This window comes from Gordonia aichiensis NBRC 108223 (assembly GCF_000332975.1).
In the GTDB taxonomy this organism is placed as follows: Bacteria; Actinomycetota; Actinomycetes; order Mycobacteriales; family Mycobacteriaceae; genus Gordonia; species Gordonia aichiensis.
The window spans coordinates 193,440-219,674 of record NZ_BANR01000007.1 but is presented as its reverse complement, the minus strand read 5'-3'; the positions used below and the strand labels follow the sequence as shown (position 1 = coordinate 219,674).

22 protein-coding genes are annotated in these 26,235 nt (G+C 65.8%); 3 read left to right on the top strand and 19 right to left on the bottom strand.

What is annotated here, in order from left to right:
- Nucleotides 1–149: 149 nt before the first annotated feature.
- Both GOACH_RS11190 and GOACH_RS11185 read right to left on the bottom strand, forming a co-directional pair.
- On the bottom strand, nucleotides 150–1,586 hold the full coding sequence (locus tag GOACH_RS11190) for a sensor histidine kinase (protein WP_052003985.1): 1,437 nt from the start codon (nucleotides 1,584–1,586) through the stop codon (nucleotides 150–152).
- Between the two features lie 44 nt (nucleotides 1,587–1,630).
- A complete protein-coding gene (locus GOACH_RS11185) occupies nucleotides 1,631–2,317 on the bottom strand; it encodes a response regulator transcription factor (protein WP_005174598.1) in 687 nt (228 codons plus the stop codon).
- 166 nt (nucleotides 2,318–2,483) lie between these two features.
- Here GOACH_RS11185 and dctA point away from each other — a divergent pair, with 166 nt between their 5' ends.
- The gene (gene dctA / locus GOACH_RS11180; protein WP_040518379.1) at nucleotides 2,484–3,917 is read left to right on the top strand and encodes a C4-dicarboxylate transporter DctA; all 1,434 of its coding nucleotides are present in this window, start codon (nucleotides 2,484–2,486) and stop codon (nucleotides 3,915–3,917) included.
- Between the two features lie 73 nt (nucleotides 3,918–3,990).
- On the opposite strand, the gene GOACH_RS11175 is transcribed toward dctA, so the two are convergent.
- Entirely contained in the window at nucleotides 3,991–5,586 is a 1,596-nt protein-coding gene (locus tag GOACH_RS11175; protein ID WP_005174591.1) for a 4Fe-4S binding protein, read from the bottom strand.
- On the bottom strand, nucleotides 5,586–6,530 hold the full coding sequence (locus GOACH_RS11170; protein WP_005174589.1) for an AurF N-oxygenase family protein: 945 nt from the start codon (nucleotides 6,528–6,530) through the stop codon (nucleotides 5,586–5,588). Before GOACH_RS11170 ends, GOACH_RS11175 begins: the two co-directional genes overlap by 1 nt.
- A 242-nt stretch (nucleotides 6,531–6,772) precedes the next feature.
- On the opposite strand from GOACH_RS11170, the gene GOACH_RS11165 reads away from it, so the two are divergent.
- Nucleotides 6,773–7,543, top strand: a complete 771-nt coding sequence (locus GOACH_RS11165) for an SDR family oxidoreductase (protein WP_005174587.1) — start codon at nucleotides 6,773–6,775, stop codon at nucleotides 7,541–7,543.
- 40 nt (nucleotides 7,544–7,583) lie between these two features.
- Here the strand turns inward: GOACH_RS11165 and GOACH_RS11160 are convergent, their stop codons facing one another.
- The 3 genes from GOACH_RS11160 to GOACH_RS11150 form a co-directional block, all read right to left on the bottom strand.
- Entirely contained in the window at nucleotides 7,584–8,258 is a 675-nt protein-coding gene (locus tag GOACH_RS11160; protein WP_005174585.1) for a trimeric intracellular cation channel family protein, read from the bottom strand.
- A gap of 107 nt (nucleotides 8,259–8,365) precedes the next feature.
- Nucleotides 8,366–8,539: a 50S ribosomal protein L32 gene (gene rpmF / locus GOACH_RS11155; protein ID WP_005174583.1), complete on the bottom strand. Its 174-nt coding sequence runs from the start codon at nucleotides 8,537–8,539 to the stop codon at nucleotides 8,366–8,368.
- Nucleotides 8,540–8,779: 240 nt separating this feature from the next.
- Nucleotides 8,780–9,739, bottom strand: a complete 960-nt coding sequence (locus GOACH_RS11150; RefSeq protein ID WP_005174578.1) for a DUF4190 domain-containing protein — start codon at nucleotides 9,737–9,739, stop codon at nucleotides 8,780–8,782.
- 152 nt (nucleotides 9,740–9,891) lie between these two features.
- Here GOACH_RS11150 and GOACH_RS11145 point away from each other — a divergent pair, with 152 nt between their 5' ends.
- Nucleotides 9,892–10,830, top strand: a complete 939-nt coding sequence (locus GOACH_RS11145; protein WP_005174569.1) for an AEC family transporter — start codon at nucleotides 9,892–9,894, stop codon at nucleotides 10,828–10,830.
- Nucleotides 10,831–10,918: 88 nt separating this feature from the next.
- Here GOACH_RS11145 and GOACH_RS11140 read toward each other — a convergent pair whose 3' ends face one another.
- The 12 genes from GOACH_RS11140 to GOACH_RS11080 form a co-directional block, all read right to left on the bottom strand.
- Entirely contained in the window at nucleotides 10,919–11,689 is a 771-nt protein-coding gene (locus GOACH_RS11140) for a DUF1707 SHOCT-like domain-containing protein (RefSeq protein ID WP_040518376.1), read from the bottom strand.
- 169 nt (nucleotides 11,690–11,858) lie between these two features.
- Nucleotides 11,859–13,859, bottom strand: coding sequence for a vWA domain-containing protein (locus GOACH_RS11135; RefSeq protein WP_005174565.1), 2,001 nt, complete (start codon nucleotides 13,857–13,859; stop codon nucleotides 11,859–11,861).
- Nucleotides 13,860–13,895: 36 nt separating this feature from the next.
- The gene (locus tag GOACH_RS11130; protein WP_040518375.1) at nucleotides 13,896–15,356 is read right to left on the bottom strand and encodes a sigma 54-interacting transcriptional regulator; all 1,461 of its coding nucleotides are present in this window, start codon (nucleotides 15,354–15,356) and stop codon (nucleotides 13,896–13,898) included.
- Between the two features lie 364 nt (nucleotides 15,357–15,720).
- Nucleotides 15,721–16,647 carry a TauD/TfdA dioxygenase family protein gene (locus GOACH_RS11120; protein ID WP_005174561.1) on the bottom strand — a complete coding sequence of 309 codons (927 nt, stop codon included), beginning with the start codon at nucleotides 16,645–16,647 and terminating at the stop codon, nucleotides 15,721–15,723.
- Nucleotides 16,648–16,957: 310 nt separating this feature from the next.
- A complete protein-coding gene (locus tag GOACH_RS11115; RefSeq protein WP_052003983.1) occupies nucleotides 16,958–17,770 on the bottom strand; it encodes an ABC transporter ATP-binding protein in 813 nt (270 codons plus the stop codon).
- Nucleotides 17,771–17,870: 100 nt separating this feature from the next.
- The gene (locus tag GOACH_RS11110) at nucleotides 17,871–18,950 is read right to left on the bottom strand and encodes a taurine ABC transporter substrate-binding protein (protein ID WP_005174559.1); all 1,080 of its coding nucleotides are present in this window, start codon (nucleotides 18,948–18,950) and stop codon (nucleotides 17,871–17,873) included.
- Between the two features lie 6 nt (nucleotides 18,951–18,956).
- A complete protein-coding gene (locus GOACH_RS11105; RefSeq protein ID WP_005174558.1) occupies nucleotides 18,957–19,823 on the bottom strand; it encodes an ABC transporter permease in 867 nt (288 codons plus the stop codon).
- A gap of 103 nt (nucleotides 19,824–19,926) precedes the next feature.
- Entirely contained in the window at nucleotides 19,927–20,670 is a 744-nt protein-coding gene (locus GOACH_RS11100; protein WP_005174557.1) for a sulfite exporter TauE/SafE family protein, read from the bottom strand.
- Between the two features lie 111 nt (nucleotides 20,671–20,781).
- The gene (purH, locus tag GOACH_RS11095; protein WP_005174556.1) at nucleotides 20,782–22,362 is read right to left on the bottom strand and encodes a bifunctional phosphoribosylaminoimidazolecarboxamide formyltransferase/IMP cyclohydrolase; all 1,581 of its coding nucleotides are present in this window, start codon (nucleotides 22,360–22,362) and stop codon (nucleotides 20,782–20,784) included.
- On the bottom strand, nucleotides 22,359–22,940 hold the full coding sequence (gene purN, locus GOACH_RS11090) for a phosphoribosylglycinamide formyltransferase (protein WP_052003982.1): 582 nt from the start codon (nucleotides 22,938–22,940) through the stop codon (nucleotides 22,359–22,361). Before purN ends, purH begins: the two co-directional genes overlap by 4 nt.
- Before the next feature lie 53 nt (nucleotides 22,941–22,993).
- On the bottom strand, nucleotides 22,994–24,571 hold the full coding sequence (locus tag GOACH_RS11085; protein ID WP_245551876.1) for a cell division protein PerM: 1,578 nt from the start codon (nucleotides 24,569–24,571) through the stop codon (nucleotides 22,994–22,996).
- 174 nt (nucleotides 24,572–24,745) lie between these two features.
- Nucleotides 24,746–26,125 carry a DUF5336 domain-containing protein gene (locus tag GOACH_RS11080; RefSeq protein ID WP_005174550.1) on the bottom strand — a complete coding sequence of 460 codons (1,380 nt, stop codon included), beginning with the start codon at nucleotides 26,123–26,125 and terminating at the stop codon, nucleotides 24,746–24,748.
- Nucleotides 26,126–26,235: the final 110 nt, after the last annotated feature.

The following is a 26,235-nucleotide window of genomic DNA, read 5'->3' as shown; positions in this document are numbered from 1 at the left end:
AGACCGCGGCGCTTGCCAGACCACGGGCTCCTCGACCGATTCTCGATGCCGGGCCCGCTTCTCGCCCGACGCCTTCACTTGTGGCTCAACACTATGGGACCGTCTGCCGAGATACGTAGGCGATGGGTCCGACGTGTCGTCTCTCGAAACTATTGACGAATCACCTTCGGTGAAGGTTCCGCCGGAGTCGGACGGCCGGGCAGTGTCATCGTGATCAGCGCGCCGCCGAGACCCGATTGGTCGGCGCGGACCCTGCCGCCCATCCGGTCGACGACCTGGCGCACGATCGCGAGACCAAGCCCCGAGCCGGGCATCGACCTCGACTGTGTGGACCGGTAGAACCGCTCGAAGACCAGCTCACGGTCTTCCGGCGGGATTCCCGGACCGGCGTCGGAGACAGCGAATTCTGCCGCGCCCGTATCGACTTGGCGCAATGTCACCAACACCGACCGCCCGCGGGGACTCCACTTGGCCGCGTTGTCGAGGACGTTGACGACCGCACGCGAGAGTCCGTGCTGCTCACCGAAGACGAACCACGGCTCGAGGTGCACCTCGAATTCGACGTCGGCGCGGCGTCGACGTACACGTTCGAGCGCAGTCTGGACGAGCTCATCGAGGTCGACCTCCTCGAACACCACCTCGGGGGTGTCCTCGCGCGCGAGGTCGACGAGATCACCCACCAGCGTCGACAACTCCTCGATCTGTGCCATGACGTCGGAGCGCAGTTCGATCATGTCCGACGCAGGCACCGCAGGCGCGCCGGGTTCGCTTGCTGCCATGAGCAATTCGAGGTTGGTGCGCAATGAGGTCAGGGGTGTGCGCAGTTCATGTCCGGCGTCGGCCACCAACCGCGCCTGCTGATCACGCGACTGTTCCAGCGCGTGCAGCATGGTGTTGAAACTCTCGGTGAGACGCGCCAATTCGTCGTTGCCCGCGACGGGGATGGGCGTGAGGTCCTGCGTACGTGCCACCCGTTCGGTCGCACGGGTCAGCCGCGCGACAGGGCGTAGACCCGCGCGCGCCACCGTCGTACCCGCGACGGCCGCGAGTGCGACGCCGCCGCATCCGACGACGAAGAGCACCCACGCGAGCCGCTTGAGCACACGATCGGTGTGCAGCAGGCTCTGCGCGAGGATCAGGGTGTTGCCGTCGTCGAGCTTGCGTGCGAGCACCCGCTGGTTGTTCACCGTCCGCAGACTCTGCAGGTTGTTTCCCGGATTCGACGGTGAGCGCGCGATCTTGCGCTCCACGTCCTCGAACGGCACCGATCCGACCAGATAGGTCTGGCCGCTGGGTTTGACCAGCGCGAGAGAGATATTGGTGGAGAACACCGTTCCAGCGACAAGCGCCTCGGGACGGTCGTTGAGCGTGCCCATCTTCGCAAGCGCGGTCATGCCGTCGGCACGACTCTCGAGCTGATTGTCGACCTCGTTGTACATCGCGCGGTAGACCACGAAGTAGGCGGCAGCCGCCATCAGTCCGACCGAGACCAGCACGACCGTCGCCGACAGCAGCGTCACACGTAGACGCAACGAGACCAGCCTGGTCAGCGGCATGGGGTCGCGCATCTCGCCCTTGGGTCGCATTCGCAGCCATGCCCGCGCGAGCCGCAGGCGAAGCACCGATGGCACTACGGCGGCGTCTCTCGCAGGACGTAGCCGACGCCGCGGACCGTGTGGATCAATCGTGATTCGCCGTCGGCCTCGGTCTTGCGTCGCAGGTAGCCGACGTACACCTCGAGCGCGTTACCCGACGTCGGGAAGTCGTAGCCCCACACCTCCTCGAGGATGCGGCTACGGGAGAGCACACGTCGGGGGTTGGCCATCAGCATCTCGAGCAGCGCGAACTCTGTGCGGGTGAGGCTGATCTGACGTTCGCCGCGCGAGACGTCGCGTGTCACCGGGTCGAGCGAGAGGTCGGCGAAGGTCATCGCCTCCGAATCGGCGTCATCGTCGGGTGCAGCACGACGCAACAGTGCCCTCAACCGCGCGAGAAGCTCCTCCAGAGCGAACGGCTTGGGCAGGTAGTCGTCGGCGCCCGCATCGAGGCCCGACACTCTCTCGGAAACCGTGTCGCGAGCCGTCAGCACCAGGATGGGCAGGTCGTCGCCGGTGGACCGGAGTCGACGACATACTTCGAGGCCGTCGAGCCGAGGCATCATCACGTCGAGGATGGCCACGTCGGGCCGCTCGGCCACGATCTTCTCCAGCGCTTCGATACCGTCACCCGCGGTGTCGACGGTGTATCCGTTGAAGGTGAGCGACCGGCGCAGCGACTCACGAACCGCCCGGTCGTCGTCGACAACAAGAATGCGCATGTGAACAGTCTTATCCACTTCGACTGAGAGACCGCTGAGCAACGCGCGGAATACCCGCCACATCGTGACGCGGGTTCGTTGAATTCGCGGATGCAGATCGCAAACGTTTACCAAGGCGCAACAGTTGGCTCACAACGACGAATCCGACTTGTCCGACACTTGCGCGGTGACGACAGACATTGCACTCCCCGACGCTCCCGCCGGGCACACCAAGACTCCCTGGTACAAGTCGATGTTCACGTGGCTGATCGTGGCCATCGTTGCGGGCATCGTGATCGGCGCCGTGTGGCCCGACTTCGGATCCGGCCTGAAACCGCTTGCCGACGGCTTCATCAAGCTCATCAAGATGCTGATCGCGCCCATCATCTTCTGCACCGTGGTGTTGGGCATCGCGCACGTCGGCGACATGAAGGCCGTCGGCCGCATCGGGATCAAGGCACTCATCTACTTCGAGGCCGTGACGACGTTCGCACTGATCTTCGGCCTGGTGATCGGCAACCTCGTCAAGCCGGGCGCCGGTTTCGACGTGAACCCGCAAACACTCGCAACGGGTGCCGAGGCGGTCGCGGAAAAGACCAGCAACGGCGAACTCCCCCACACCGTCGAGTTCCTGATGAACATCATCCCGACGTCGGCGATCTCCGCGTTCGCCGAGAACGAGCTGCTGCAGGTGCTGTTCTTCGCGGTGCTGTTCGGTCTGGCGTTGGCCAAGATCGGCGACAGGGCGCCGATCGTCCTGGGATTCGTCGACCAGTCGAGCCACATCTTCTTCACGATGATCGGCTGGATCATGAAGCTCGCCCCGCTCGGCGCATTTGGCGCGATGGCCTACATCATCGGCCAGTACGGCATCTCGTCGTTGGGCAGCTACGGCAAGCTCATCGGGTGCTGCTATCTCGCCGCAGTGCTGTTCATCCTCGTACTTGCGGCGATCGTCCGGATCTTCGCCGGGGTCAACCTGTGGAAGTTCTTCCTCTTCATCAAGAACGAGTTCTTCGTGGCGCTCGGCACCGCCTCCACCGAGGTTGTCCTTCCCCGGATCATGACCAAGCTGACCTACGCGGGGTGCTCACGCTCGACCACCGGCCTCGTCGTCCCGACCGGCTATTCGTTCAACCTCGACGGCGCGACGCTGTATCTGTCGATCTGCGTGTTGTTCCTCTCGCAGGCGATGGGCGTACACCTGAGTCTCGGCGAGCAGTTGACCGCGATGCTCGTACTGATGCTGACGTCGAAGGGCATGGCGGGAGTACCCGGGTCGTCGTTCCTGGCCCTGTCCGCGACGATCTCTGCGATCGGCCACGGATCGATTCCCGTTGCGGCCGTCGCGCTGCTGCTCGGCGCCGACCGGATCATGGATTCGATGCGGGTATCGGTCAACCTGATCGGCAACTGCGTCGCCACCTTCGTCGTCGCGGCGTGGGAAGGCGAACTCGACAAGGAGAGAATGAAACTCGTGCTCGACGGTCAGCCGGTACCGCCGCTCGAGGAGACCGATCCGATCACCGGCGAGCGTGAGCTGCTCCCCGAAGAAGAGGGGCTCGGCCTGCGCACCGTCGAGTCCGAGACCAAGCAACTCGACGCCGCGAAGCCCGACTGACATCTGCGAGCACACTTGACACGCAGACCCGGGACGAGCACCACCCACGTCCGTTGCGGCAAACGCCCGTCGGTTACCTCTTACGCCAGCCCGCCGCGCCGACCATGTCGCCCACGCGGGTGAACTTCACTCGCGGGCGGCCCTGCTCGGAGCCGCGTCGACGCTCGATCCGATCGATCGCGCGGATGCCGCGATAGCCGATGATGTGACGAGTGCGCTTGCGCAGCAACGAGGTGAACTCACCGGGCTGGCGCGTGGTGCGCACCAGCTTGCCGTCGACTGCATCGCGGATGAAGTCCTCGACCGTCAACTGGGCGCACTTCTTGTTCGCCCCGATGCCGCCACTGGGTCCGCGCTTGGCCCACCCGAGCACGTACGAGCCCGGGATGATCTCACCCGCGTCGTCGAGCATCCGGCCGTCGACGTTGGGGAACAGTCCACGCGCGTCGTCGAACGGGAGTCCGCCGATCGGCACCGAACGGTATCCGATGCTGCGCACCGCGAGATCAGCGTCGATCCGATGGGTCTTTCCGCCGGTCGTGACGGTCACGCCCTCGACGCGCTCGTCACCGAGGATCTCGTCGGGAGTGCTGTGGAACAAGAACACGATTCGACGATTGTCGGGGTCGGCGGGCCCGGTCAGGTCGGGCACCCCCGCGCCGTCGGCATCGTCGACGACGACAACCTCGACGCCGGGAATCGTCGACAGCGCGCGGTACTCGGCCGAGGTGTAGGCCGCGTGCGCCTGATCGCGACGTCCGAGCAGCACCACCTCGTGGACGTTCTGCTGACGCAGGATGTCGAGCGCACGGTCGGCGATGTCGGTGGTGGCGAGCAATTCCGGCGGGGACACCAGGATTCGCGCGACGTCGAGCGCAACGTTGCCGGTTCCGACGATCACGGCGCGCCCGCTCGCGGGATCAGCGTCGGTCGAGCGTCGGATCGGCGGAGCAGCATCGGCACCGGGAACGGCGTTGTACCAGGCGACGAGCTCTGTCGCCGACGTCGATCCGGGCAGGTCTTCACCCGGAATGCCAAGGCGCCGTGACTCACTCGCACCCACGGCGTAGAACACCGCGTCGAAGTGCTCGGCGAGCTCGGCGGGCGTGATCTGTCCTTCGCCCTCGCCGACCTCGACGTTGGTGGCCATCGTGACGCGCGGATCGCGGTAGAGCAGGTCGAAGCCGCGCAGCACCCCCTTGGTGCCCGGATGGTCGGGGGCGACACCCGCACGCACCAGGCCGCCGGGTGTCGGCAGCTTGTCGATCACCGTGACCGACGCCTCGGTGCGGTCGAGCAGCGTACGCAGCGCGTAGCCGCCCGACGGTCCGGTTCCCACCAACGCAACCCGAAGCCCCGCAGGCAATTTGGGGATCTCGGGATACACCACGTCAGACCAGCCCGACTTCACGTCGGGGTTGTTCTTGTAGTAGTCGGCGTTGATCTCGATGAAGACCTTGTCACGTGTACCGAGGTTCTCGGCCGGGAAGATCGCGTCGACGGGACACGCGTCGGCACACGCACCGCAGTCGATGCACGCCTCGGGGTCGATGTGCAGGATGTCGGAGGTGCCGAACCCGCGCTCCTCCGGCGTCGGATGAATACAGTTGACCGGGCACACGGACACACATGCCGCGTCGCTGCAGCAGGATTGGGTGATGACGAACATCAGAGCATGTGCACTTTCCGGTAGTAGTGCGCGGCAGGCTTGGTGAGCAGACCGACCTCGTCGAGGAATTCCATGAGGTGCGCGCAGCTGCTGCGGATCATGGAGTGGAAGTGCGAGTTCGAGTTCATCTCGGCCATGGCGCGGTCGGCGTCGAGTCCCGCGTCGACGAACGCCTGACGCTGGACGAGGCTCGACACGATGAAGTAGCCGCCGAGCGCCACGTAGAGCGCGCTGAACTGGCGTCGCAACCAGCCGATCCCCTTCATGGACTCGCGCACCTCTTCGCGCGCGAACTTCATGTGACGCGATTCCTCGAGCACATGGATCTCGTTGACGGTCCGGATGAACGGCAGGACCCGCTCGTCACGCATGCAGCCGCGCTGGAAGACGTCGAGCACCTCCTCGGCGACCAGGATGCCGGCGTAGGCGACCTCGTTCTTGGCGGTCGCCTTGAAGAGCTTGCCCAGCTTGCCGACGAACCTGGTGGGCTTGTATGAGGTGCCGACCATCTTCTCCGATGCCTTGGCGAACATGATCGAGTGCCTGCACTCGTCGGCGATCTCGGTGAGCGCGAACTGGAACTCGGGGCTGTGATAGGCGCCGAGATACTGATCGCGGACCACCATCTCCTGCAGGATCATCTCGAACCAGATACCGATGTTCATGATCGACGCGAACTCGTGGCGGGTCACCGAGATGCGCTGCTCCTCGGTCATCTCGTCCCAGTACTGCGTGCCGTAGAGCGACGACCACTCCGGACTGCACCCGTACTTCTCCGGGTCCATCGGGAGGCTCCAGTCGATCTCGGTCATCGCGTTACGCGAGAGGCGTGCCGCAGAGGCGAGGAGACGCTCGGACACGGCGTCGGCGCCCTCGTCACGGATGCTGACGACGTTGTCGACGACGTCGCTTGTGGGATCGGTGCGATCCATTGCTGCGGTCATGTTGCTCGACTCCCATCTCCGCCGTCGGCGGGACCTGGTGACCTTGCTTGTGGCGATCCTCCGGCAGCGCGGTGCGGCTACTTCGCGGATCGGTATTACAGTGACAACATTCGATGTCATATCAACGCTTATTGTCAAGATAGCACCAGGGTGTGACCTAGTAAACAAGTTGCGAAACTATACTGACGAGTAAGTTTGAGTTGGCGTGACATACGCGCAGGCCAGAAGGGTTAGGACAGAGCATGGCATCGATCTTCATCACAGGTGGCGCAGCGGGTATCGGCCTGGCCACAGCAGAGCGATTCGCACGTGAGGGCTGGACGGTCGGCGTGTACGACGTCGACAACGACGCGCTCGACAAGGTGAAGGCCAACCACCCCGACTTCATCACCGGCAAGATCGACGTCCGCGATCCCAAGGAGTGGGAGGACGCTCTCGCCGACTTCACTGCGCATACCGGCGGCACGCTCGACGTCCTCGACAACAATGCGGGTGTGCTCACCGAGGGCAAGCTGGCCGACATCTCGCCCGACGCCGTGCGCCGCCAGATCGACATCGACGCCCTCGGCGTGACACTGGGGGCCCAGGCCGCGCACAAGTACCTCAAGAAGACCCCTGGAGCGCACCTGGTGAACATCGCGTCTGCGTCGGCCATCTACGGGCAACCCGGCATAGCCACGTACAGCGCCAGCAAGTTCTACGTCGCCGGACTCACCGAGGCGCTCGAACTCGAGTGGGAGCCCGACGACATCCGCGTGGTGAGCATCTGGCCGCTGTGGGCCAAGACCGCGCTCGCCGCCAACGACGCGAAGTCGACCAAGACGCTCGGCGTGCGGATCACCCCCGAGCAGGTCGCCGACAAGATCTGGGAGTCGGTGCACCCCACCAAGAATGATCTCCGACTTCATCGCACGAGCTACTCCGTCGGCACCCAGACGCTCTTCCTGGGCAACGCGGCGAAGTTCATCCCCAACTCACTCAACCGACTGGTAAACAAGTTCATCGCGCAGTAGGACTCTGACCGCACTCGGGCGAGCAGGCATGGCACAGTCGTCAGGCCGGCTCGTCCCGCTCCGGATCATTGTCGAGAGGTGTGGTCCGCGTGTGCCGAATCCCGAGACCACGCGGCGCCATGGGCAACCGCCACCCGAGGAAGAAGGCCACCACGCGGAAAAGTGCGCCGACGATGAGGCCCGCGATCACCCACACCTGCGACGGCAGCTCGGAATAGGTTCGCCCGACGGCGACCACCGCCGAGGCGACCAGCGCGGGCACCGCGTAGAGGTCGGCTGGTTGCAGCAGGAGTGGGATCTCGTTGGCGAGAACGTCGCGCAGCACGCCGCCGCCGATGGCCGCGAGCATCCCGATGAGCGTCGCCGCGAAGGCGTGCGCGTGGTGGTCGATGGCGATGCTGGCGCCGGTGGCTGCGAACAGGCCCATACCTATCGCGTCGAGCACGACGATGGTGCGTCGTAGCAGCGCGAACGACGGGTGGAAGATCACGGTCACCAGGGCCGCGATCAAGGCGGTCGTCACCGGGACCCAGTTCTCCAGCGATGCGGGCGGGGTGATGCCGAGCAGAAGATCGCGCAGGATGCCGCCACCCACACCGGTCAGCACGGCGACCGTTGCGATCCCCCAGATGTCGAAGTCCTTGCGGATTCCGACAAGAGCTCCCGAGGCCGCGAACACCGCGATGCCCACGATGTTCAGGATCTGAAGCAGCATCGGCACCTCGCTTTCACGGACACGCCTGCACAGAACAGCACAACTGCCGCAACGTCTGAGACGTTGCGGCAGTTGTGCTGGATTAAGTCGCTGAGGTTATGTCGCGATCAGCGGCGGTCGAGATCGATGATGCCAGCGCGCGCTGCCTTGACCAGACGACGCGGAATGCGCTGAGCGACACCGTTCACCTTGACCTCCTGCAGCGCGGGGTTGTCCGCTTTCCACTGCGAACGACGGCTGCGGGTGTTGGCCCGCGACATCCGGCGCTTCGGTACAGCCATGGTTGTGCCCTTCTCTACTGTGTCCTTGCGGACTGGTTCTTCGTGTCCTCGCGGACTTGTGCCTTCATGTCCGTCAGGAACTGGTGTCCTCGGGTCGCCCGTCCGCTCAGTGCGGCGTCGACCGGCATGGGCGTCCCACGCAGCCCTCGGGCGCGGCACGCAACCTCTCTAGACTACCGGTCAGGCGGGCAAGCTCCAAAACGACGCCGTTCCGCTGCCCCTTGTCCCGCCGACGCAGGGTCAGTACGTGGTGTCGCCGAAGTTCATATGCACAACATTTGCGCCGACGAGAATCCAGTAGATCACCCAGATCACCACCAGGATGGCGCCGATGATGATGCCGGCGGTCGCCAGCCCGTCGCCCGATTGCGTTCCGTTGGAGTCCTTGATCTGCCTCTTGGCAACGACGCCCAGGATGATGCCGACCACGGAGAGGATTCCGCAGCAGAAGAGTCCGAGGATCGACGTCACCAGCGACGCGATCGCCAAACCGTTGGTCGACTGGCCGGCCGGCGGATAGCCCGTGCCCGGCTGCCCGTACGCCGGCTGACCGTAGGCGGGTTGGCCGTAGGCGGGCTGGCCATACGCAGGTTGACCGTAGGACGGCTGACCGTAGTTGGGCTGACCGTAGTCCTGCTGACCGTAGCCGGGCTGCCCCGTGCCCGGTTGTTCGCCGTACGAGGGTTGTCCGTGTGCGCCTTGGCCGTACGCCGACTCGCCCGCGGACTGGCCGAATCCCTGTGGGGTGCCGTACTCGGGCGTCGAACCGTATTGAGGCGCCTGGCCGCTCGATCCGTAGTCGGGCGTCGAACCGTACTGAGGTGCCTGGCCGCTCGATCCGTAGTCGGGCGTCGAACCGTACTGAGGCGTCTGGCTGCTGGATCCGTAGTCGGGCGTCGAACCGTATTGAGGTGGCTGATACGTCGAGTCGCCCTGTGACGGTGTTCCGTACGCAGCGGGATCGAACTTGGTCGTCGGGGATTCCGGGGCCCCGCCATCCCCGGGGGGTGTCGAGCCCGACGGCGACGAGCCCGCTGCGTTGGGCCGCTTGATCAGCGAGGTCGCATCGTCTCCCGGCGTCGAGCGCGGGTCATGCGCACCCGCACCCGCGGATGCGGAGTCTGATGGTTCGTGGCCGGCGGGGGTGCTCTCCGGACGCTGTGGGTCCGGCGTGTTCGAGTCTCCGTACGGAGTGGACATCTGTGTTCGCCTCTCTGCGATTCGCTGTCGGCATCATCGCCGCACCGACCGTGTTCTCTGGCAACCGTGCATGCCTTCGGGGCCTGCGGTCACCGAATGCTGCCGCCAGTTTAGTGAAGGGGCCGCAAGTCCGACTGCATACACTCGTTCGAGTGTCAGGCGTCGTCTCCGGTTTCACCGTCATCTTCATCCTGGTGGCCGTCGGATTCGTCCTGGGTCGAACCGGAATCCTCGGAGAGCACGCACACGATGTGCTGTCGCGGCTGGTGTTCTTCGTCTGCACGCCCGCGTTGCTGTTCACGTCGTTGGTGACCTCCGACCTGTCGGTCATCTTCTCGTCCACCCTCGTCATCGCAGGGGCCTCGGCGTTCGCCATCGGGACGCTCTACGTGCTGGTGGCCCGCACGGTGTTGCGACGCCGCGAGATCCCGGAACTGGTCATCGGAGCCCTCTCGTCGTCGTACGTCAACAGCGTCAATCTCGGCCTGCCGATCGCGATCTTCGTGCTCGACGACGCGTCGTTCATCGCTCCGTTGCTCCTGTTCCAGATCCTCATCTACTCGCCACTGGCTCTGGGCGTGCTCGACGTCACGGCCCTCGAACGCACCTCGGGGACGTCGGCGTTGCGCGACACCCTCCGACTCCCGCTGACCAATCCGATCGTGATCGGCGGCCTGATCGGCGTGGTGGTCTCGGTCATCGGTTGGCATCCGCCCACGGCGATCGTCGAGCCGATGAAGATGCTCGGCAACGCGTCGGTGCCCGCCGCCCTCCTGGCCTTCGGGATGTCGCTGACGGGCGTGCCACTGTTCAAGAAGGGAGAGAGTCCTCGCCGTGAAGTCGCGCTGGCGACGGTGCTCAAGATGCTGGTCATGCCCGCACTGGTGTACGTCATCGCACGGTGGGGGTTCGGGGAGTCCGGGCACACGCTGTTCGCGCAGGTCGTGATCGCCGCGCTGCCGACGGCGCAGAACGTGCTGGTCTACGCGACGCGGTATCGGCGAGGTCAGGTGCTCGCGCGCGACACCGCGCTGCTCACCACGATCGTCTCGATACCGGTCATCGCCGTGATCGCGTGGCTGTTGGCGTGACCGGCGAGTTGCGTGGGATCCCCTGGGGCATTTCTGTACCCCTGGATCCCACACAACTGGATCCCCCACAACTCGATGGTGACACCACTCAGCGGCGCTTCTTCTTGACGGTCACACCACCCATCAACGCGAACCCGGTCACGTGCACGGTGGGCGCACCGGGTCGCCCCGCTCCCTCAGCCTTACCGTCGAACCCGCCCATGATCGCGAACCCCCCGACCTCGACCGTCACGTCCGGGGGAACGATCACATCCACGCCGCCCATGATCGCCACGCACTGCAGTGTCAACACCGGCTCGGTGAACTCGGCATCGCGCAGATCGATCTCCACACCGCCCATGATCGCCGTCGCCTCGAGTTGATCGGCAACGACCGCATGGCCTTTCAGCTCCGAACCGGACATGATCGCGAGCCGATGCCGCACCGGTGCGCGCCCTGATCCGGTACCAGCACGCGTCACGCCCGTCGGATACGGTTCGCCGGGCTGCGGCAGCGGCACGCCGAGCTGACCGACCGGGAGATCGTCGGTCAATGCGTCGAGATCACCGAAAGTCTTTGCCGTGGAGGCCTTCAGTGCCCGTTCCTCGTACTCGGCGGGGGTCAGGGCACCGCTGCTCATCGCTGCCGAGAGGATCTGGTGGACGAGTTCACGGTCGGCGTCAGCAGCACGCAGTCGATGATCTGCCGCGCGGGAGTGTGCGTCACGGGAGTCGGCCGCCGGGGGTTCGGCTGCAGGGGTTTCAGCGGCAGGGGTGTCAGCGGCCGGGGTTTCGGCGGCAGGGGTTTCGGCGGCAGGGGTTTCGGCTGCAGCTTCGGGCTTCGTCGGTTCGGGTTCTGGGACCTCTGCGGGCACGCTCATGACGTCGACGTTAGTGTCCCCGATACGCACCCGGTACCCGGAAACACCCTGACCTGTCCCCTGATATCCCGGTGATCAAACCCGGGCACCAGCTCCTCTGTATCACGTCAGCGAGGCGACGGGGCGACGTCGTCGACCGTCCGACGGCACTGACGCGACCGGTGACCGATCAACGACGACGCGGCCTGCGCGAGCGAAGGTAGTCGCCGACAACCGCCGCGCCGAGGCCGTCGACGTCGGGAGCCACGACCCGCCCGCCGATCCGTCGGGCGATCTGATCCATGAAATGCGCGAGGCCCGGGTCCTCCCCGAGACGGAAGAACGTCACCTGCGCACCCATCCGGGCCACGTGGTCGAGTTCGCGGACGGTGAGCGCGATGGTCTGCGGGTGGGGCGGATAGAAGAAGAACGGCTCGCCACTCGGATCGAGGTGTGCTGTCGGTTCGCCGTCCGTCACGACGAGCACGACAGGCTGGGCATTGGGGAATCGGCGCAGGTGGCGCTGCGCGAGTAGTAGCGCATGATGCAGATTGGTCCCCTGCTCCATTCGCGGCTGGAGTCCGGTGAGTTCGGCGATCTCGATACTGCGCGCATAACGGCCGAACGCGATCACTTCGAGCTCGTCGCTGCGAAACCTGGTGGAGATCAGGTGATTGAGGGCGATCGCTGTGCGCTTCATCGGCGTCCAGCGCCCCTCCATCTCCATCGAGAACGAGGTGTCGACCAACAGCACCACCGCGGCCTGCGTACGAGCCTCGGTGTCGGCGACCTCGACGTCACGAACAGAGATGTGTACGCCGTCGCGTGCCATCGCCGACGGCGCGTGCGCGGGGTCGGGACTCTCGGAAATGGTGCGCAGCACTGCATTCGAGACGGTTCGGGTCACATCCCACGGATCGGTGTCACCGAACTGCCACTCGCGTGTCGCGCCGGTCGGCTCACCGAGCAACCCCGACTTGCGGGTCTGCCGGTCACCACGCCGCCCCGACATCTGATCGGCGATGTCACGAAAGATGGTCTGTCCCAGCTGCCGCATGGCCTTGGGGCTCAGTCGTAGGGTCCCGTCGGAAGTGCGGTCGAAGAACCCCTGCTCGGTCAGCGCCTTCTCGAGCTCGGCGAGGGTCCGCGCGTCGACGGCGGCCTGCTCCCCCAACTGTCGTGCGAGAGCGTCGAGATCGATGTCGTCCATCTGGGCGCCTGCGTACTGCTGCGAGAGTTGCTCGGAGAGCGCCTCGAGCTCGGACAGGTCGCGCAATGCCGCAGCCCCCTGCCCCAGACCCATCTGCTGATCACCCGAGAACGATTGCGCATTGTCCCAATCGAGTCCCGGCCTGGCCTCACGAAGTGCCGAATCCATCTGTGCGAGTTGACTCATCAGGTCCGGCGACCCGAACGCCTGCTGGGCGAGCTGATCGAGTTCGGCGCGCTGCTCTGGCGAGAGCGAGTTGTAGAACTGCTGCGCGGCCGCGGCGCGCTGAGCGAGTGAATCGATGAGTTCTTCTGTGTTGCTCGGATTCTCGGGAAAGTACTCACCGTGCTTCGCCATGAACTCGTCGAACTGTTCGCTGGTGTCCTCGCCGCGGTTGTGTGCGTCGAGGAGCGCGTTGAGGTCGGTGAGCATCTCCGAGATACGCTCGCGGTCTTGCTCGGTGGCACCCTCGAGCGCCTGCTTCATACCGTCGAACCGCTGGTCGAGCAGTTCCCGACCGAGTAGGTCCTTGATCTTCTCGAAATCCTCACGTGCCTGCGGGCTTCGCCAGTTGTACTCGGAGAGTTCCTCGACGGCCTGCGCCGTCGACGGCGGCAGACTTCCGATCTGCATCTCCGCGAAGCGCGCGTCGTCGTCGAGGTCGCGAGCGAGTTGTTTGCGCTCCTCGAGTACTGCACGGTCGAGGAGTTCGCGGATCTCGTTGAACGTGCCGTCGAGGTTGCGCTGCTTCAACAATTCCTGCCGACGCCGATTGACCTCCTCGCGCAGCTTGTCCAGTCCACGCATGTCCGACGTCCCGCGCCGCAGGAACTCGCGTAGCGCACGCTGGGGAGACGCCCCTGCCATCACGTCGTCGCCGATCTCCTCGAGCGCCTCGCGGAGGTCGACGGGCGGCGCGAGCGGATCGGGACCGCCCGTGTAGCGCTGATACCGCGAACGGTGGAAGTTCTTCTGAGCCATGTGTTTACGTCCAGCCCGAGGTCGGTACGGCTCGAATCAGCCGTAGATGGTCTGCCCCTCGTCGTCGGCTTCCTTGCCGATACGACGGGCCAGGAAAAGTCCTTCGAGTGCCAATTCGAGTGCGCTCGCACGCTCACCGTCGGCCTCGGCGTCGAGGCGTTCGGCGATTCCGTCGATGATCGGTCCGGTCGTCTCCGGTGACGGGATCGACGCCAGGAAGTCGGCGGCCGTCACCCGGTCGCCGGTGACGACCGGCTCACCGTTCTCCAGCGCGTCGACCAGCGGTGCCATGTCGAGGCCGCCGAGGTGCGCGCGCACGGTATCGGCGACGGACTTGCGCAGTAGATGCTCGAGGATCTCGAGCTCGCGGCCCTCTTCACCCGACTCGAACTCGATCTTGCCGCGCAGCACCTCGATGACCGATTCCAGGTCGACGACGCGGGCAACCGGTACGTCCTCGCCGGTCACCGCGGCGCGGTGCAACGCAGCCGCGGCGACGGTCTCAGCAGCTGCGATCGAGAAACGCGCCGACACCCCCGAGCGCTGGTCGATCGACGGATGATCGCGCGCATAACGGGTGAAGCGCGCGAGGATCTCGATGATGAAGGTCGGCACCGTGGCGGTGAGGTCGGCCTCCTGCTCGATGACGGAGATCTCGTCGTCGAGGTCGAGTGGGTAGTGCGTGCGGATCTCCGCGCCGAAACGGTCTTTGAGCGGCGTGATGATGCGGCCGCGGTTGGTGTAGTCCTCCGGGTTCGCGCTCGCCATGACGAGCACGTCGAGCGGGAGGCGCAGCGTGTAGCCGCGCACCTGGATGTCACGTTCCTCCATCACGTTGAGCATGGAGACCTGGATGCGCTCAGCGAGGTCGGGCAGCTCGTTGATTGCGACGATGCCGCGATGCGCCCGGGGAATGAGCCCGAAGTGGATGGTCTCCGGGTCTCCGAGGCTGCGCCCCTCTGCCACCTTCATCGGGTCGATGTCGCCCACGAGATCGGCCACCGACGTGTCGGGCGTCGCGAGCTTCTCGCTGTACCGCTGACTGCGGTGACGCCACTCGATCGGCAGATCGTCGAGCAATGCGGCGGCGCGTCGAACCGAGGCCGGGGTGATCGGCTCGTACGGGTGTTCACCGAGTTCGGAGCCTGCGATGACCGGGGCCCACTCGTCGAGCAGTCCGACAAGCGTGCGCAGGATGCGTGTCTTGCCCTGACCACGCTCGCCGAGCATGACGACGTCGTGACCCGCGATCAGCGCGCGCTCGAGCTGCGGGATGACCGTCGCCTCGAACCCGACGATTCCCGGCCACGGGTCGTCGCCTGCACGCAGGGCGGTCAGCAGGTTGTGGCGGATCTCGTCGCGCACGCTCCGCTGCACGTGGCCGCTGGCACGCAACTCGCCGACGGTTCGCGGCGAGGGCGGTCGGCTTTCGGTCGACTGGGAGGCGGTGGACTGGGAGGCGGATGTGGTGAAGTTCTCCTCTGGCACCTTCTCCACGGTACTCCCGTCGACCTTGCGGGCGCCGGGTTCACGAACGCGTTGGTCGCTAGTGCTCCGGACGCCAAGCGGGATCACGGCCGCTGAATCCGACGAGCCGCGTGATCGGATCGGCGTCGTCGTCGACGGGCACTGCTGGTCAGTACTGACCAGACGATCGCAGCAGTTCCTCGATACCGTCATGCCGTCGAGCAGCCGCTCGAGCGAAAACGGGGTCGAGACCACCGATCAGTATGACGCGCAGCTCGAAAACCACGGCCCACCGTCATACTGATCGCGCCCGACGCAGCCGGCCGAGCCTCGCTGGTCGTGCATCCGCCGCAAAGGCGGTTCGACTCGGGTGCTCGCTGCGCTCGCGGGCCGCTCACACAGCGGCAGACGGGCCGACCGGCTCATCGCCGCGCAGCGTGATGCGGTGCATCACCCGACGGTTGTCTCCGTAGTCGCGGTTGGCGTAGTGCAGGGTGTTGCGGTTGTCCCACAGCACCACGTCGCCGAGACGCCAGCGGTGTCGCACAATGTGTTCCGGCTTCGTCAGGTGGACGTACAGGAGATCGAGAATCCCGCGGCTCTCGGCGTCGGATACGCCCTCGATGTGCGAGGTGAAGCCCGGGTTGACGAACAACGACCTGCGGCCGGTTTCCGGGTGTACGCGCACGACGGGGTGGGACACCGGGACCAGCTCGGTCACTTCCTTACCGTCCCAGACGTTTCCGCGTCCACCACGGCGCTGCTTGAGGTAGTAGCCGAATTCGCGGTTGCCGTCGTGCACGGCTGACAGCTCGTCGACGAGTCGTCGGACGGGCGCCGACAGCGACTCGTAGGCCAGTTCGGCGTCGGCCCAATTGGTGTCGCCGCCGTTACGCGGCAGCACAACCGGTCGCAGGATCGACCCCATCGGGGGTCGCGGCATGAACGTGACGTCGGTGTGCCAGACGTCGGCGAAACCGTTGTCGGTGCTGTCGAGCGAGTACACCTCGGCGGGGACGTCGCCGCTGTTCCACACGGGGTGCCCCGCGGTGAGATCGCCGATGCGGCGCCCGAACTCGACGTGCGAGGCGTCGTCGAGCGGCTGGTCGCGCAGGACGATCACCTTGTACTCGATGAGCGCTGCACGAATCGCACGGATCTGGTCGTCGGATGCCGTTGCGACGTCGACGCCGCGGATCTCGGCGCCGAATCGCGGGCCGAACTCGTCGATGTCGAATTCGACGCCAGACGACACCACCGAACTCTGGTCGAGTGCGGAGTGCGCGGCGGTTCGGGAGGAGTCAGGAAGCGAAATGGTCATGGTGGATGGTCCTTCTCGGGGAATCGGGTGTGGTGTCGAGTCCGAGAGAAGGCGGCGGGGAGCCGTGGTGGCTGCCCTCTGACCAGGTCATCCGGTGGATCATTCGCGCGTAACCTTGCTGCTGGCGTGAGGTCGTGGTCCGCGCCGACCGACCGTCGTCGACCACAGACTCCCACGAGTGGCACCTATCCGCAGCGCGAAGCGTGCCTGCGGGTGCGATGCGGTGGGATGTGCTGGTCACTCCCCCTGTGTAGTCAACGACGGACGGCCCGAACAGGGTTAGCCGCAGCGCGAGAAAAACCCCCGACGTTCAGCCCTGTCCTGCGGGTTCACCCCGGGCCGCGCTCTTGACGGCACTGGCGATCTCGGTGCGCAACACGGTGTACTCCGGGGAGTCCCTGATGTCGTCGGCGCTGATACCGGTACGCGGGATCGGCGACGAGATGTCGAGTGCTACCCGGCCGGGTCGGCTCGTCAACACCACGATCCGCGATCCGAGGAACGCCGCTTCCTCGGCGCTGTGGGTCACGAAGACGTTCGTCCGACCCAACTCGGCGCTGACCGTCCGGACGTCCTCCTGCAGTGTCTCGCGCGTCAACGCGTCGAGCGCGGCGAAGGGCTCGTCGAGCAGGAGCAACGACGTGTCGCCCGCCAGGGCACGCGCGATGGCGACGCGCTGCTGCTGACCACCCGAGATCTCCCAGATTCGACGGCTTGCCGTGTCGGACAGTCCCACTCGCGCAAGTAGCTCCTCGCGGCGCGCAGGACGCTCCGGTCGCGGCACCCCGGCATACTTCAATGCGAGGTCGACGTTGCCGCCGACAGTCCGCCACGGGAACAGTCGTGGTTGCTGGAACACCACACCCGACGATGCGCCCGGTACGGGCGTGCGGCCGGAGACCTCCACCGAGCCCGACGCCGGCTTCTCGAATCCCGCGATCAATCGCAGCAGCGTCGATTTACCACACCCCGACGGCCCTACGAGGACGAGCACTTCACCGGGATCGACGTCGAGGTCGACGGGGCCGACGGCCGTCACTGCGCCAGTGCCCTTGCCGTAGCGCTGGGTCACCGCACGCAGGCTGATGCCGCCCTCGCCGCCAGGCGCTGTGGGGGTCGCAATGCCCGGATGACCCGACGGTGTGGCGTCGACGCTGGTGTTTCCGCTGTGCGATTCCGATTCCGCGCTGTGCTGCCGGATATCCCCGCTGTGCGGCTCTAGATCACTGCGTTGCTGTGAGGACACCTGGCAGCCCCTTGGTGTAGATGGCGTTCTGGAACGTCGACAGCGGTGGTGCCGACGGGATCTGCTGTTCCTCGGCGAGAAACTCCGCGGCACTGTGCAGATTGTCGGCGACGTTGCCCGGCTTGCCGTCGGTACCGAGCCACTGCGCAGAGGTCAGTTCGTCGGATGTGAGGTAGATGCCCTGCTTGAGTTGGTTGGCTGCGTCTTCGGGCGACGTGTTCAGCTGTGCGGCAACGGCCTTCGCCGCAGCCTGTGGATCGTCGTGGATCTGCTTGAGTGCGCGTGCCTGCACCTTGCGCCAGGTGTCGACGACGTCGGGGTGGTCCTTGGCGAAGTCGGACGATACGACGCCGAGGTCGAGCGTCGGCTTGCCCCAGGTGGCCACCTCGCGGCTGGTGACGATGGTCTTGCCGGACTTGCGGAGTTCGTCGAGCGTCGGCAGCCAGGTGTACACCGCATCGACGTCTCCTCGCTGCCATGCGGCAAGCGATGCCTGCGGCTGGAGGTCGACCAGGTCGACGTCCTTCGGGTTCACGCCTGCGTGGTCGAGTGCGGCGAGCAGGCTGTAGTGCGAGGTCGATGCGAATGCCGTTGCCACGCGCTTGCCCTTGAGATCGGCGAGGGAGTTGATGTTGGTTCCGTTGCGCGCCACCAGCGCTTCGTTGTCACCTGCGACATCGAGGATGAACGCCACCTGATAGCCGATGTTCAACGGCGCAGAGAGTCCGCGCGCCACCGGGCTCGATCCGATGGCGCCGAAGTCGATCTGCTTGGCGACGAACGCCGTGTTGATGTCGGCGCCCGAGTCGAACTTTGTCCACTTGACGTTGTAGTTCGGGAGCGCGTCCTCGAGCCATCGATTGTTCTTGACGATCAGATCGCCACTCGGAAACGACTGGTACGCAAGGCGGATCGTCGGCTTGTCGCTGTCACCACCGGACTTGTCCACCGAGCATCCGGTGAGCGCGAGGGCTGCAGCGGCGACAAGCGCACCGACGGAGACTCCCAGCGAGCGCAACCGCGATCGACGAGGCGCGCTCGAAGTCAGGAATATCATTGTTGTTCAGGCCTTTCCACGCCACGGCACCAGGCGGTGCTCGATGATTCTGAGTGCCCCGTCGATGATCAGACCCGACAGTCCGATGAGGACGATGCCGACGAGCACGACGGGAGTGTTGTTGTAGTTGCTGGCATCCTTGACGACGCCGCCGATGCCCGGGATGCCGTTGAAGAGTTCGGCCGCGACCACCGACGAGTAGGCGATCCCGACCGAGAGCCGGATGCCGGTGAACGTTTCGGGCAGCGCCGCTGGGATCACGACGTCGGAGATCACCTCCCGGCGACTCGCTCCGAGCGCCCGCGCCGCCTCGATCAGTGAGACCGGGGTGGCACTGACAGCCGCAGTCGTCGCCACCGCCGCAGGCGGGAGGGCGGCGAGCGCGAGAAGAGTGATCTTGGGGGCCTCGTCGATCCCGAGCCAGATGACCAGCAGGAAGAAGTACGCGAGTGGGGGCAGTGCCCGCAGGAAGGTGAGCCACGGCTCGAGAAGTCGACGCACCCACGGCACCGACCCCATGACCAGACCAAGGATCACACCCGCTGCGACGCCGATGACGACACCGACGAAGACACGGCGCAGCGTCATGTACAGGTGTTCCCACCAGTAATAGCCGGCGTATCCGACGACACCGCTGTGCGTCGTGGACATCTCGACGAAGGCATTCCACACGGTGCCGAGTCGCGGAACGAAGGTCTCGCTCCAGACGCCGCTGACAGCGATGGCCTGGTAGACGGCGAGGAACAGGACCACCGAGAGCACCGGCAGCCCGACGTGCAGTGCGAGAGAACGGAGTCGGCTACCGGTCGGGGCCTTCTCGGCACCGGCCTGACCGAGCTGCTCCTCGGGCGAGATATCGACGAACAAAGTCACCGGCTATGTTTAGCCGCCGCGCAGCCATCGGACCATCTTTAACCTCAGCGTGAGGTAAACCCGGCCGGGTTGGCGGTCCGCCTGAGATCAGTTGCTCTGCAAACTAACTCACGGCAAGCCACGCCGCAAGACCGAGACCGCCGATCCCGACCGCGATACGCAACGGACCCGCGGGCAACCGCTTCACGACGGGCGGGCCACACCACCCGCCGACCAGGCAGCCGATCGCCATGGCAAGAGCCGCAACCCAATTGACTGGTCCGAAAATCATGAAACCGACGGCCGCAACGAGATTCGCGACTCCGAGGAACAGGGATTTCAACAGCGTCGCACGCCACAGCGGTTCGCTCGTCACGACCAGGGTGAGCGCAAGCAGCACGATCCCCGCGCCCGCTCCGAAATAGCCTCCGTAGACGGAGATCACGCCGAGACCGATCACGAACACCCACGGACGATCGGCATGCCGTGAGGCGAGGCGTCGAAGTTGCGGTTGCACCAGTAGCGCGATCGCGGCGAACCCCACGAGGTACGGGACGATGACCTTGAAACTCTCGGGCGGAGTGATCAGCAGGATCACCGCACCGATCGTCCCGCCGATCAACGACGCCACGACACCGGCATACAACGGACGGCGATCGCCGGTGAGCAACACCTTGCCGGACTGGCCGAGACTCCCCGCCCCCACCGCAACGAGCGAGACCGTATTGGTGACGTTCGCTGCGATCGGACTGAGCCCCACCGCCAGCAGCGCCGGGTAGCTGACAACCGACGCGAGCCCGGTCACGTACCCGATCAGACCCGCCCCGAATCCGGCGAGGAGCAGCAGCGCGAAGTCGAGAACCGTCATCAGGGCTGCACAGTCGACGCCCCGGCACGCACGGTCAACACCTGGGAACGCACAGTCGACGCCCCGGCACGCACGGTCAACACCTGGGAACGCACAGTCGACGCGATCAGATCAGTGCGCGAAGTGCCGTGCCCCGGTGAGGTACAGGGTGATGCCTGCCTCTGCGGCGGCCTCGATGACCTCGTTGTCGCGGATCGACCCACCCGGCTGCACGACGGCGGACACCCCACCGTTGATCAGCACCTGCAGCCCATCGGGGAACGGGAAGAAGGCATCCGAGGCGCCGACGCTGCCGTTGGCCCGATCACCGGCGCGGGTCACGGCCAGGTGCGCCGAGTCGACTCGGTTGACCTGCCCCATACCGACGCCGACCGACGCTCCGCCCTTGGCCAGGAGAATGGCATTGGACTTGACCGAGCGGCATGCGCGCCAAGCGAATTCGAGATCAGCGAGAGTATCGGGATCCGCCGGCGCTCCTGCGGCCAAGGTCCAGTTCTCCGGGTTGTCGCCCTCGGCGTCGACGATGTCGCGATCCTGCATGAGCAGACCGCCGGACACCGGACGGAATTCGAGTCCGGCGCGTACCGGTGGGACAGCACGCAGGATGCGAATGTTCTTCTTGCGCTGCAACACCGAGAGCGCGCCGTCGGCGAAGCCCGGTGCGATGATGACCTCGGTGAAGATCTCCGCGACCTGCTCGGCCATCTCGACGGTGATCTCACGATTGGCAGCGATCACCCCGCCATAGGCGCTCACCGGATCGCAGGCGTGCGCGAGACGGTGTGCCTCGCCGATCGTTTCACCGATCGCAATGCCACAGGGGTTGGCGTGCTTGATGATTGCCACGGCCGGAGCGTCGAAATCATGAGCGCTGCGCCAGGCGGCGTCGGAGTCGGTGTAGTTGTTGTAACTCATCTCCTTGCCGTGGAGCTGTTCTGCCGACGCCAGCCCCTCGGGGGCCGCGGTGGAGAGGTAGAGCGCGGCGGCCTGGTGCGGGTTCTCGCCGTAGCGCAGCACATCGGAGCGCTCCCACGTGAATCCGGCCCATTCGGGGAAAGGTGAGCCGTCCGCCGCGGGCGCGACCTCCTTCGACATCCACGAGGCGACCGCGACGTCGTAGTCGGCGGTGTGGCGGAATGCCTTGGCGGCCAACTCACGTCGCTGCGTGAGGGTGAAACCACCATCGGCCACCGCGGCAGAGACCTGCTCGTAGTCCATCGGGTCGACGACGACGGCAACCGTCGGATGGTTCTTGGCCGCACCCCGGACCATCGACGGTCCGCCGATGTCGATCTGTTCGATGCACTCGTCGGGCGTGGCACCCGACGCGACGGTCTCGGTGAACGGGTAGAGGTTGACGACGACCAGATCGAAGGGAGCAACGCCCAGTTCGTCGAGTTGCGCGACGTGCGACTCCTTACGACTGTCGGCGAGAATGCCCGCATGCACCTTGGGGTGAAGCGTCTTCACCCGTCCGTCGAGACATTCGGGGAACCCTGTCAGCTCCGACACCTCGGTAACCGGAAGTCCTGCCGCAGCAATGGTTTTCGCAGTCGAGCCGGTCGACACCAGTTCAACACCGGCCTCGTGCAGCGACGTCGCGAGATCGGCGAGGTCGGTTTTGTCGTAGACGCTGACCAGCGCGCGCCTGATGGGGCGTCGACCGGCGTCTGCTGGGGTGGCTGCGTTCACGGGATCCGGGCCTTTCGTCCGTCGATGACAACTCCTCGGGTGACGAGTTTCGCCACAACGTCGGCGAGCAGGAATCGCTCTACCGACTTGATGCGTTCGTGCAAGGTCTCCTCGGTGTCGCTCGGCGACACCATCACCGGCGCCTGCGCGAGGATCGGTCCGGTGTCGACGCCGTCGTCGACGAGGTGAATTGTCGCGCCCGTCACCTTCACTCCGTGTTCGAGCGCGTCGGCCACTCCGTGCGCGCCGGGAAAGGATGGCAGCAGCGCGGGGTGGGAGTTGACGATGCGACCACCGAAGCGCGCCAGGAAGGCCGGACCGAGGATCTTCATGAAACCGGCGGTGACCACCCACGCCGGGGCGACCGCGGACACGTGCGTGGTCAGTGCCTCGTCCCAGTGGGCGCGATCGGCGTGGTCGGCAACACGACACACCACGACGGGGATGTCGTGACGCTGTGCGATCGACGCCGCGCGGCAGTCGCGGTCGACGACAACGGCGCTCACCTCGAAGGCGGAGTCGGGTCCGTTGGCGCGATCGATGAGCGACTCGAGCAGAGTTCCCGTTCCCGACGCCATCACGACGATCGGGACGCGTACCGGGCTGTCGGTAGCGTCAACGGGAGTGCTGTTCACATCTGCGAGCCTAATGGATCGCTCTTCGCGCCCCGTGGGCGAGGCGCGGTCTCCGCGGTGCCGTCAGCGTCGAACCCGATACCGTCGACGTCGGTCTCATCGGTACCAGCGTCGAACCCGGCACTGTCCGAATCGGTCTCGTCGCCATCAGCGTCGAACTCGGCGCCGTCAACATCGGTCTCATCGGTAACAGCGTTGAACCCGATACCGTCGACGTCGATCTCGTCGGTATCAGCGTCCGACCTGATTCCGTCAGGGTCGGTCTCGTCGACGTCTTCGTACCAGGAGTCGACCACGTAGTCGTCGTCGAATCCGGAGTCGTCGAACCAGGTGTCGAGGTCGTCGTTCTCGTCGAGGTGTGGAGCGGCTTCCAGCCTGGCGCGCCGCGTAGACGGCAGGCAGCCGTAGATGAGCGCGACGATGAGTCCGACGACGACGATCCAACCGAGCGTGAACACCCCTGCCGCCGCCGCGTTGACGCCTGTCTCACCGATCTCGCCGAGGCGACCGCCCGCGGGCCAGGCGAGCAGAACGACGATCGACGCCGCGACGGCACCGGCCACGCCGACGGCCCTGACGTGGGCGATGGGGTCGAGCGAACGGCACCGCCAGCCCACGTAGCCCGCAACGGCAACGGGGACAGCGAATCCCACGATGCCGAGCATGCCGTGGTCGGCATCGGGAAGCGCCGCGAGCAGAGGTACCGGCGGCATCGGTCCGGTGCGCACCGAGAGCAGATCCACCGACATCGCTCCGATGTGGACATCGGCGCCCACCAGAACGGCGGTCGCGCCCACGATCGCGTTGGGCAGGTACAGGATCGACAGCACCGTGAGCCCCAGGTAGCCGTCGAAGCGGTAGCCGCCGGCGATGAGGTGACCGACCTCGGAAAAGCTCAGCAGAAGCCGCACCAGAACCAGGAGCGATCCCGCTGCGAGGAGTGCCACCGCCGCCAGGAGCCCGAAGCGGAATCCGCGACGGTCGGCTGCGGTGACAGACGTCTGTGCTGCGAGGTCGCGGCGTCGACGCCATGCGACGCCCGCTGCGGTTGCCAGCCCATGCAGCGCGATCGTGCATCCGAATGCCAAGAGAGCGTTGGGAGCGGTGACCGGCATGTCCGCCGACCCGTCCATGAGCACGGCCAACGCCATCGCCGTGATCACCAGTGGTCCGCCGACCGCAGCGGCGGCGATCGCCGCGACTTCCGACGGCGACCGTCCGACACGACTCGCCGACGACGCGAACCCGGCGGTCCCGGCCGCAACGAGCAGCGTCGGGAGCATCGGGAGCACACCAAGCGTGACACCGTTCATCGTCAGCGGCACCTGGTGAATAGCCAGCCAGCATGCCGAGATCACGCTCGCAATGCCCGAGACATCCCCACCGGACATCAGCAGAACCGCGAGCACACACACGACGAGGACCATCAGCGTGACGACCGGAACCCCGAACGCCACGAGGATCAGCTCACGGGCGCTGCCCTCGCTTCCCATGCGTTGCGCGCGGGTCGCCTGCCGCACCTGACGCAGACGCGCGGAAAGACTCTCTCTGGGCACAGACCTGATCGACGACATCGTTACGAGCGTGACACGAGTGACACCAGTTGAGTCGGAGACGCGCCGAGAGGTGACGCTCACGACATACGCGTAGGGCCCCGCCGTGTGGCGGAGCCCTACTGCGTGTTGAGTCGCTGTGCGTGCTGAGCCGCTCGAGTGGCCGGACGAACTACCCGGTCAGCCGCTGAGCCATCACTTCGACGACGAGCCGCTCTGTCCCGGCTGCTCCCCGGACTCCGGGCGGTGGAAGGCCGTCGTGCGATCGCCGTAGCCGCTCTCGGCCGCCGGTCCGGAGGTCGGTGACGCCGTCGGAGACGACTCTCCCCTCGACTCCGAGGCTGCGGCGCCCGGATATCCGCCGGGTGCCTGTGCCGAGGGACCCGACGACGGCTGCGCCTGCGGGTACGACGACTGGGACGCGGCCGACTGTGACGAGGGTGAGTAGGAAGAGAGTGACGACGAGGACGAGTAGTGCGAAGCATCGGACGGCTGCTGTGCCGACGCTGCACTCGTGCCGTACGAGCTGGAGTCGGCCTGATGCGACGGAGACTGGCCGTAGCTGTACGCCGACTGACCCGAGTCCGAAGCGCCCGGAGTCGATGCCACCGGCGCCTGCGCCTTGCCCGATGCCTGCGCGTCGCCGTAACCGGTCGCGCTCCCCTGGCCGTAACCCTGCGATGCGGGGGCCGTCCCGGTGATCACGGTCGTCTGCTCGGCTCCTGTCACCGTCGAACCCGCAGGTACGGATCCGGTGGCTGCAACGCCCCCCGGCACCGGCGCGACCTTGACCGCGTCGAGGATGATGAGCAACCAGAGGATCGCGGCGCCCGCGATCAGCAGTTCGAGCACCAACTGCACGTACACGGTCCAGTCGACGCTGAGATCGGACACTGCCGCGTCGATGACCGCATAAACGCGGAAGACGAAAGCACCGCTCGTCACTGCCGCCACAACGGGGACAAGCGCGTTGACTGCAACCTTCGTCGGGAACAGACCCGCGAGGAGCGACAACGCGATCACGACGACCGCCAGGTCCACACCCGAGCCGGAATTCCAGAAGCCGATCAGAAGATTCAGCGCCGACAACCCGCTCAACGCGATGGCGAGGATCATCGCAATGTTGGGCGGAAGTCCCTGGCTTGCGGGCTTCGCCGGCGCACCGTACTGGCCCTGCCCGTAGCCGTACTGGTTGTAATCCTGCTGACCGTATCCCGATTGGGGGTACCCGGACTGGGGATAGCCCGACTGACCCGAACCTTGCTCGCCGTAGCCCTGCTGTTGCCCGTAGCCCTGCTGTTGCCCGTAGCCCTGCGACTGCCCGTAGCCCTGCTGTTGCCCGTAGCCCGCAGCCGACTGCTGACCGTAACCGGGTGTCTGACCATAGCCGTACTGCCCCGGCTGCTGCTGCCCGTAGCCGTACTGCGAACTCGCCTGCCGCGAAGATCCTTGCTGGTCAGAGCCGTACTGGGCACCACCGGCCTGCGGGTATCCGCCTTGCTGTCCAGCTTGCTGTCCGTAGCCCTGACCCGAGTCGGAAGCACCGAAACCGGAGCCTCCCGGCTGATAACTCATACGTCATGTCTCCTGGTATCAACTCACCCTGACCACGCAGGGCGTCCGGACCGCAACCCGCACGTCGGCAGGGCACGGCAGTTCCCCGACCACGCTAGTACATCGGTGTG

Excerpts from the sequence above, each read along its gene's own strand:
- GOACH_RS11190 (WP_052003985.1), bottom strand. The coding sequence starts at position 1,586 with ATGCGACCCAAGGGCGAGATGCGCGACCCCATGCCGCTGACCAGGCTG.
- GOACH_RS11185 (WP_005174598.1), bottom strand. The coding sequence starts at position 2,317 with ATGCGCATTCTTGTTGTCGACGACGACCGGGCGGTTCGTGAGTCGCTG.
- GOACH_RS11175 (WP_005174591.1), bottom strand. The coding sequence starts at position 5,586 with ATGTTCGTCATCACCCAATCCTGCTGCAGCGACGCGGCATGTGTGTCC.
- GOACH_RS11170 (WP_005174589.1), bottom strand. The coding sequence starts at position 6,530 with ATGACCGCAGCAATGGATCGCACCGATCCCACAAGCGACGTCGTCGAC.
- GOACH_RS11165 (WP_005174587.1), top strand. The coding sequence starts at position 6,773 with ATGGCATCGATCTTCATCACAGGTGGCGCAGCGGGTATCGGCCTGGCC.
- GOACH_RS11160 (WP_005174585.1), bottom strand. The coding sequence starts at position 8,258 with ATGCTGCTTCAGATCCTGAACATCGTGGGCATCGCGGTGTTCGCGGCC.
- rpmF (WP_005174583.1), bottom strand. The coding sequence starts at position 8,539 with ATGGCTGTACCGAAGCGCCGGATGTCGCGGGCCAACACCCGCAGCCGT.
- GOACH_RS11150 (WP_005174578.1), bottom strand. The coding sequence starts at position 9,739 with ATGTCCACTCCGTACGGAGACTCGAACACGCCGGACCCACAGCGTCCG.
- GOACH_RS11140 (WP_040518376.1), bottom strand. The coding sequence starts at position 11,689 with ATGAGCGTGCCCGCAGAGGTCCCAGAACCCGAACCGACGAAGCCCGAA.
- GOACH_RS11135 (WP_005174565.1), bottom strand. The coding sequence starts at position 13,859 with ATGGCTCAGAAGAACTTCCACCGTTCGCGGTATCAGCGCTACACGGGC.
- GOACH_RS11120 (WP_005174561.1), bottom strand. The coding sequence starts at position 16,647 with ATGACCATTTCGCTTCCTGACTCCTCCCGAACCGCCGCGCACTCCGCA.
- GOACH_RS11110 (WP_005174559.1), bottom strand. The coding sequence starts at position 18,950 with ATGATATTCCTGACTTCGAGCGCGCCTCGTCGATCGCGGTTGCGCTCG.
- GOACH_RS11100 (WP_005174557.1), bottom strand. The coding sequence starts at position 20,670 with ATGACGGTTCTCGACTTCGCGCTGCTGCTCCTCGCCGGATTCGGGGCG.
- purN (WP_052003982.1), bottom strand. The coding sequence starts at position 22,940 with ATGGCGTCGGGAACGGGAACTCTGCTCGAGTCGCTCATCGATCGCGCC.
- GOACH_RS11085 (WP_245551876.1), bottom strand. The coding sequence starts at position 24,571 with ATGTCGTCGATCAGGTCTGTGCCCAGAGAGAGTCTTTCCGCGCGTCTG.
- GOACH_RS11080 (WP_005174550.1), bottom strand. The coding sequence starts at position 26,125 with ATGAGTTATCAGCCGGGAGGCTCCGGTTTCGGTGCTTCCGACTCGGGT.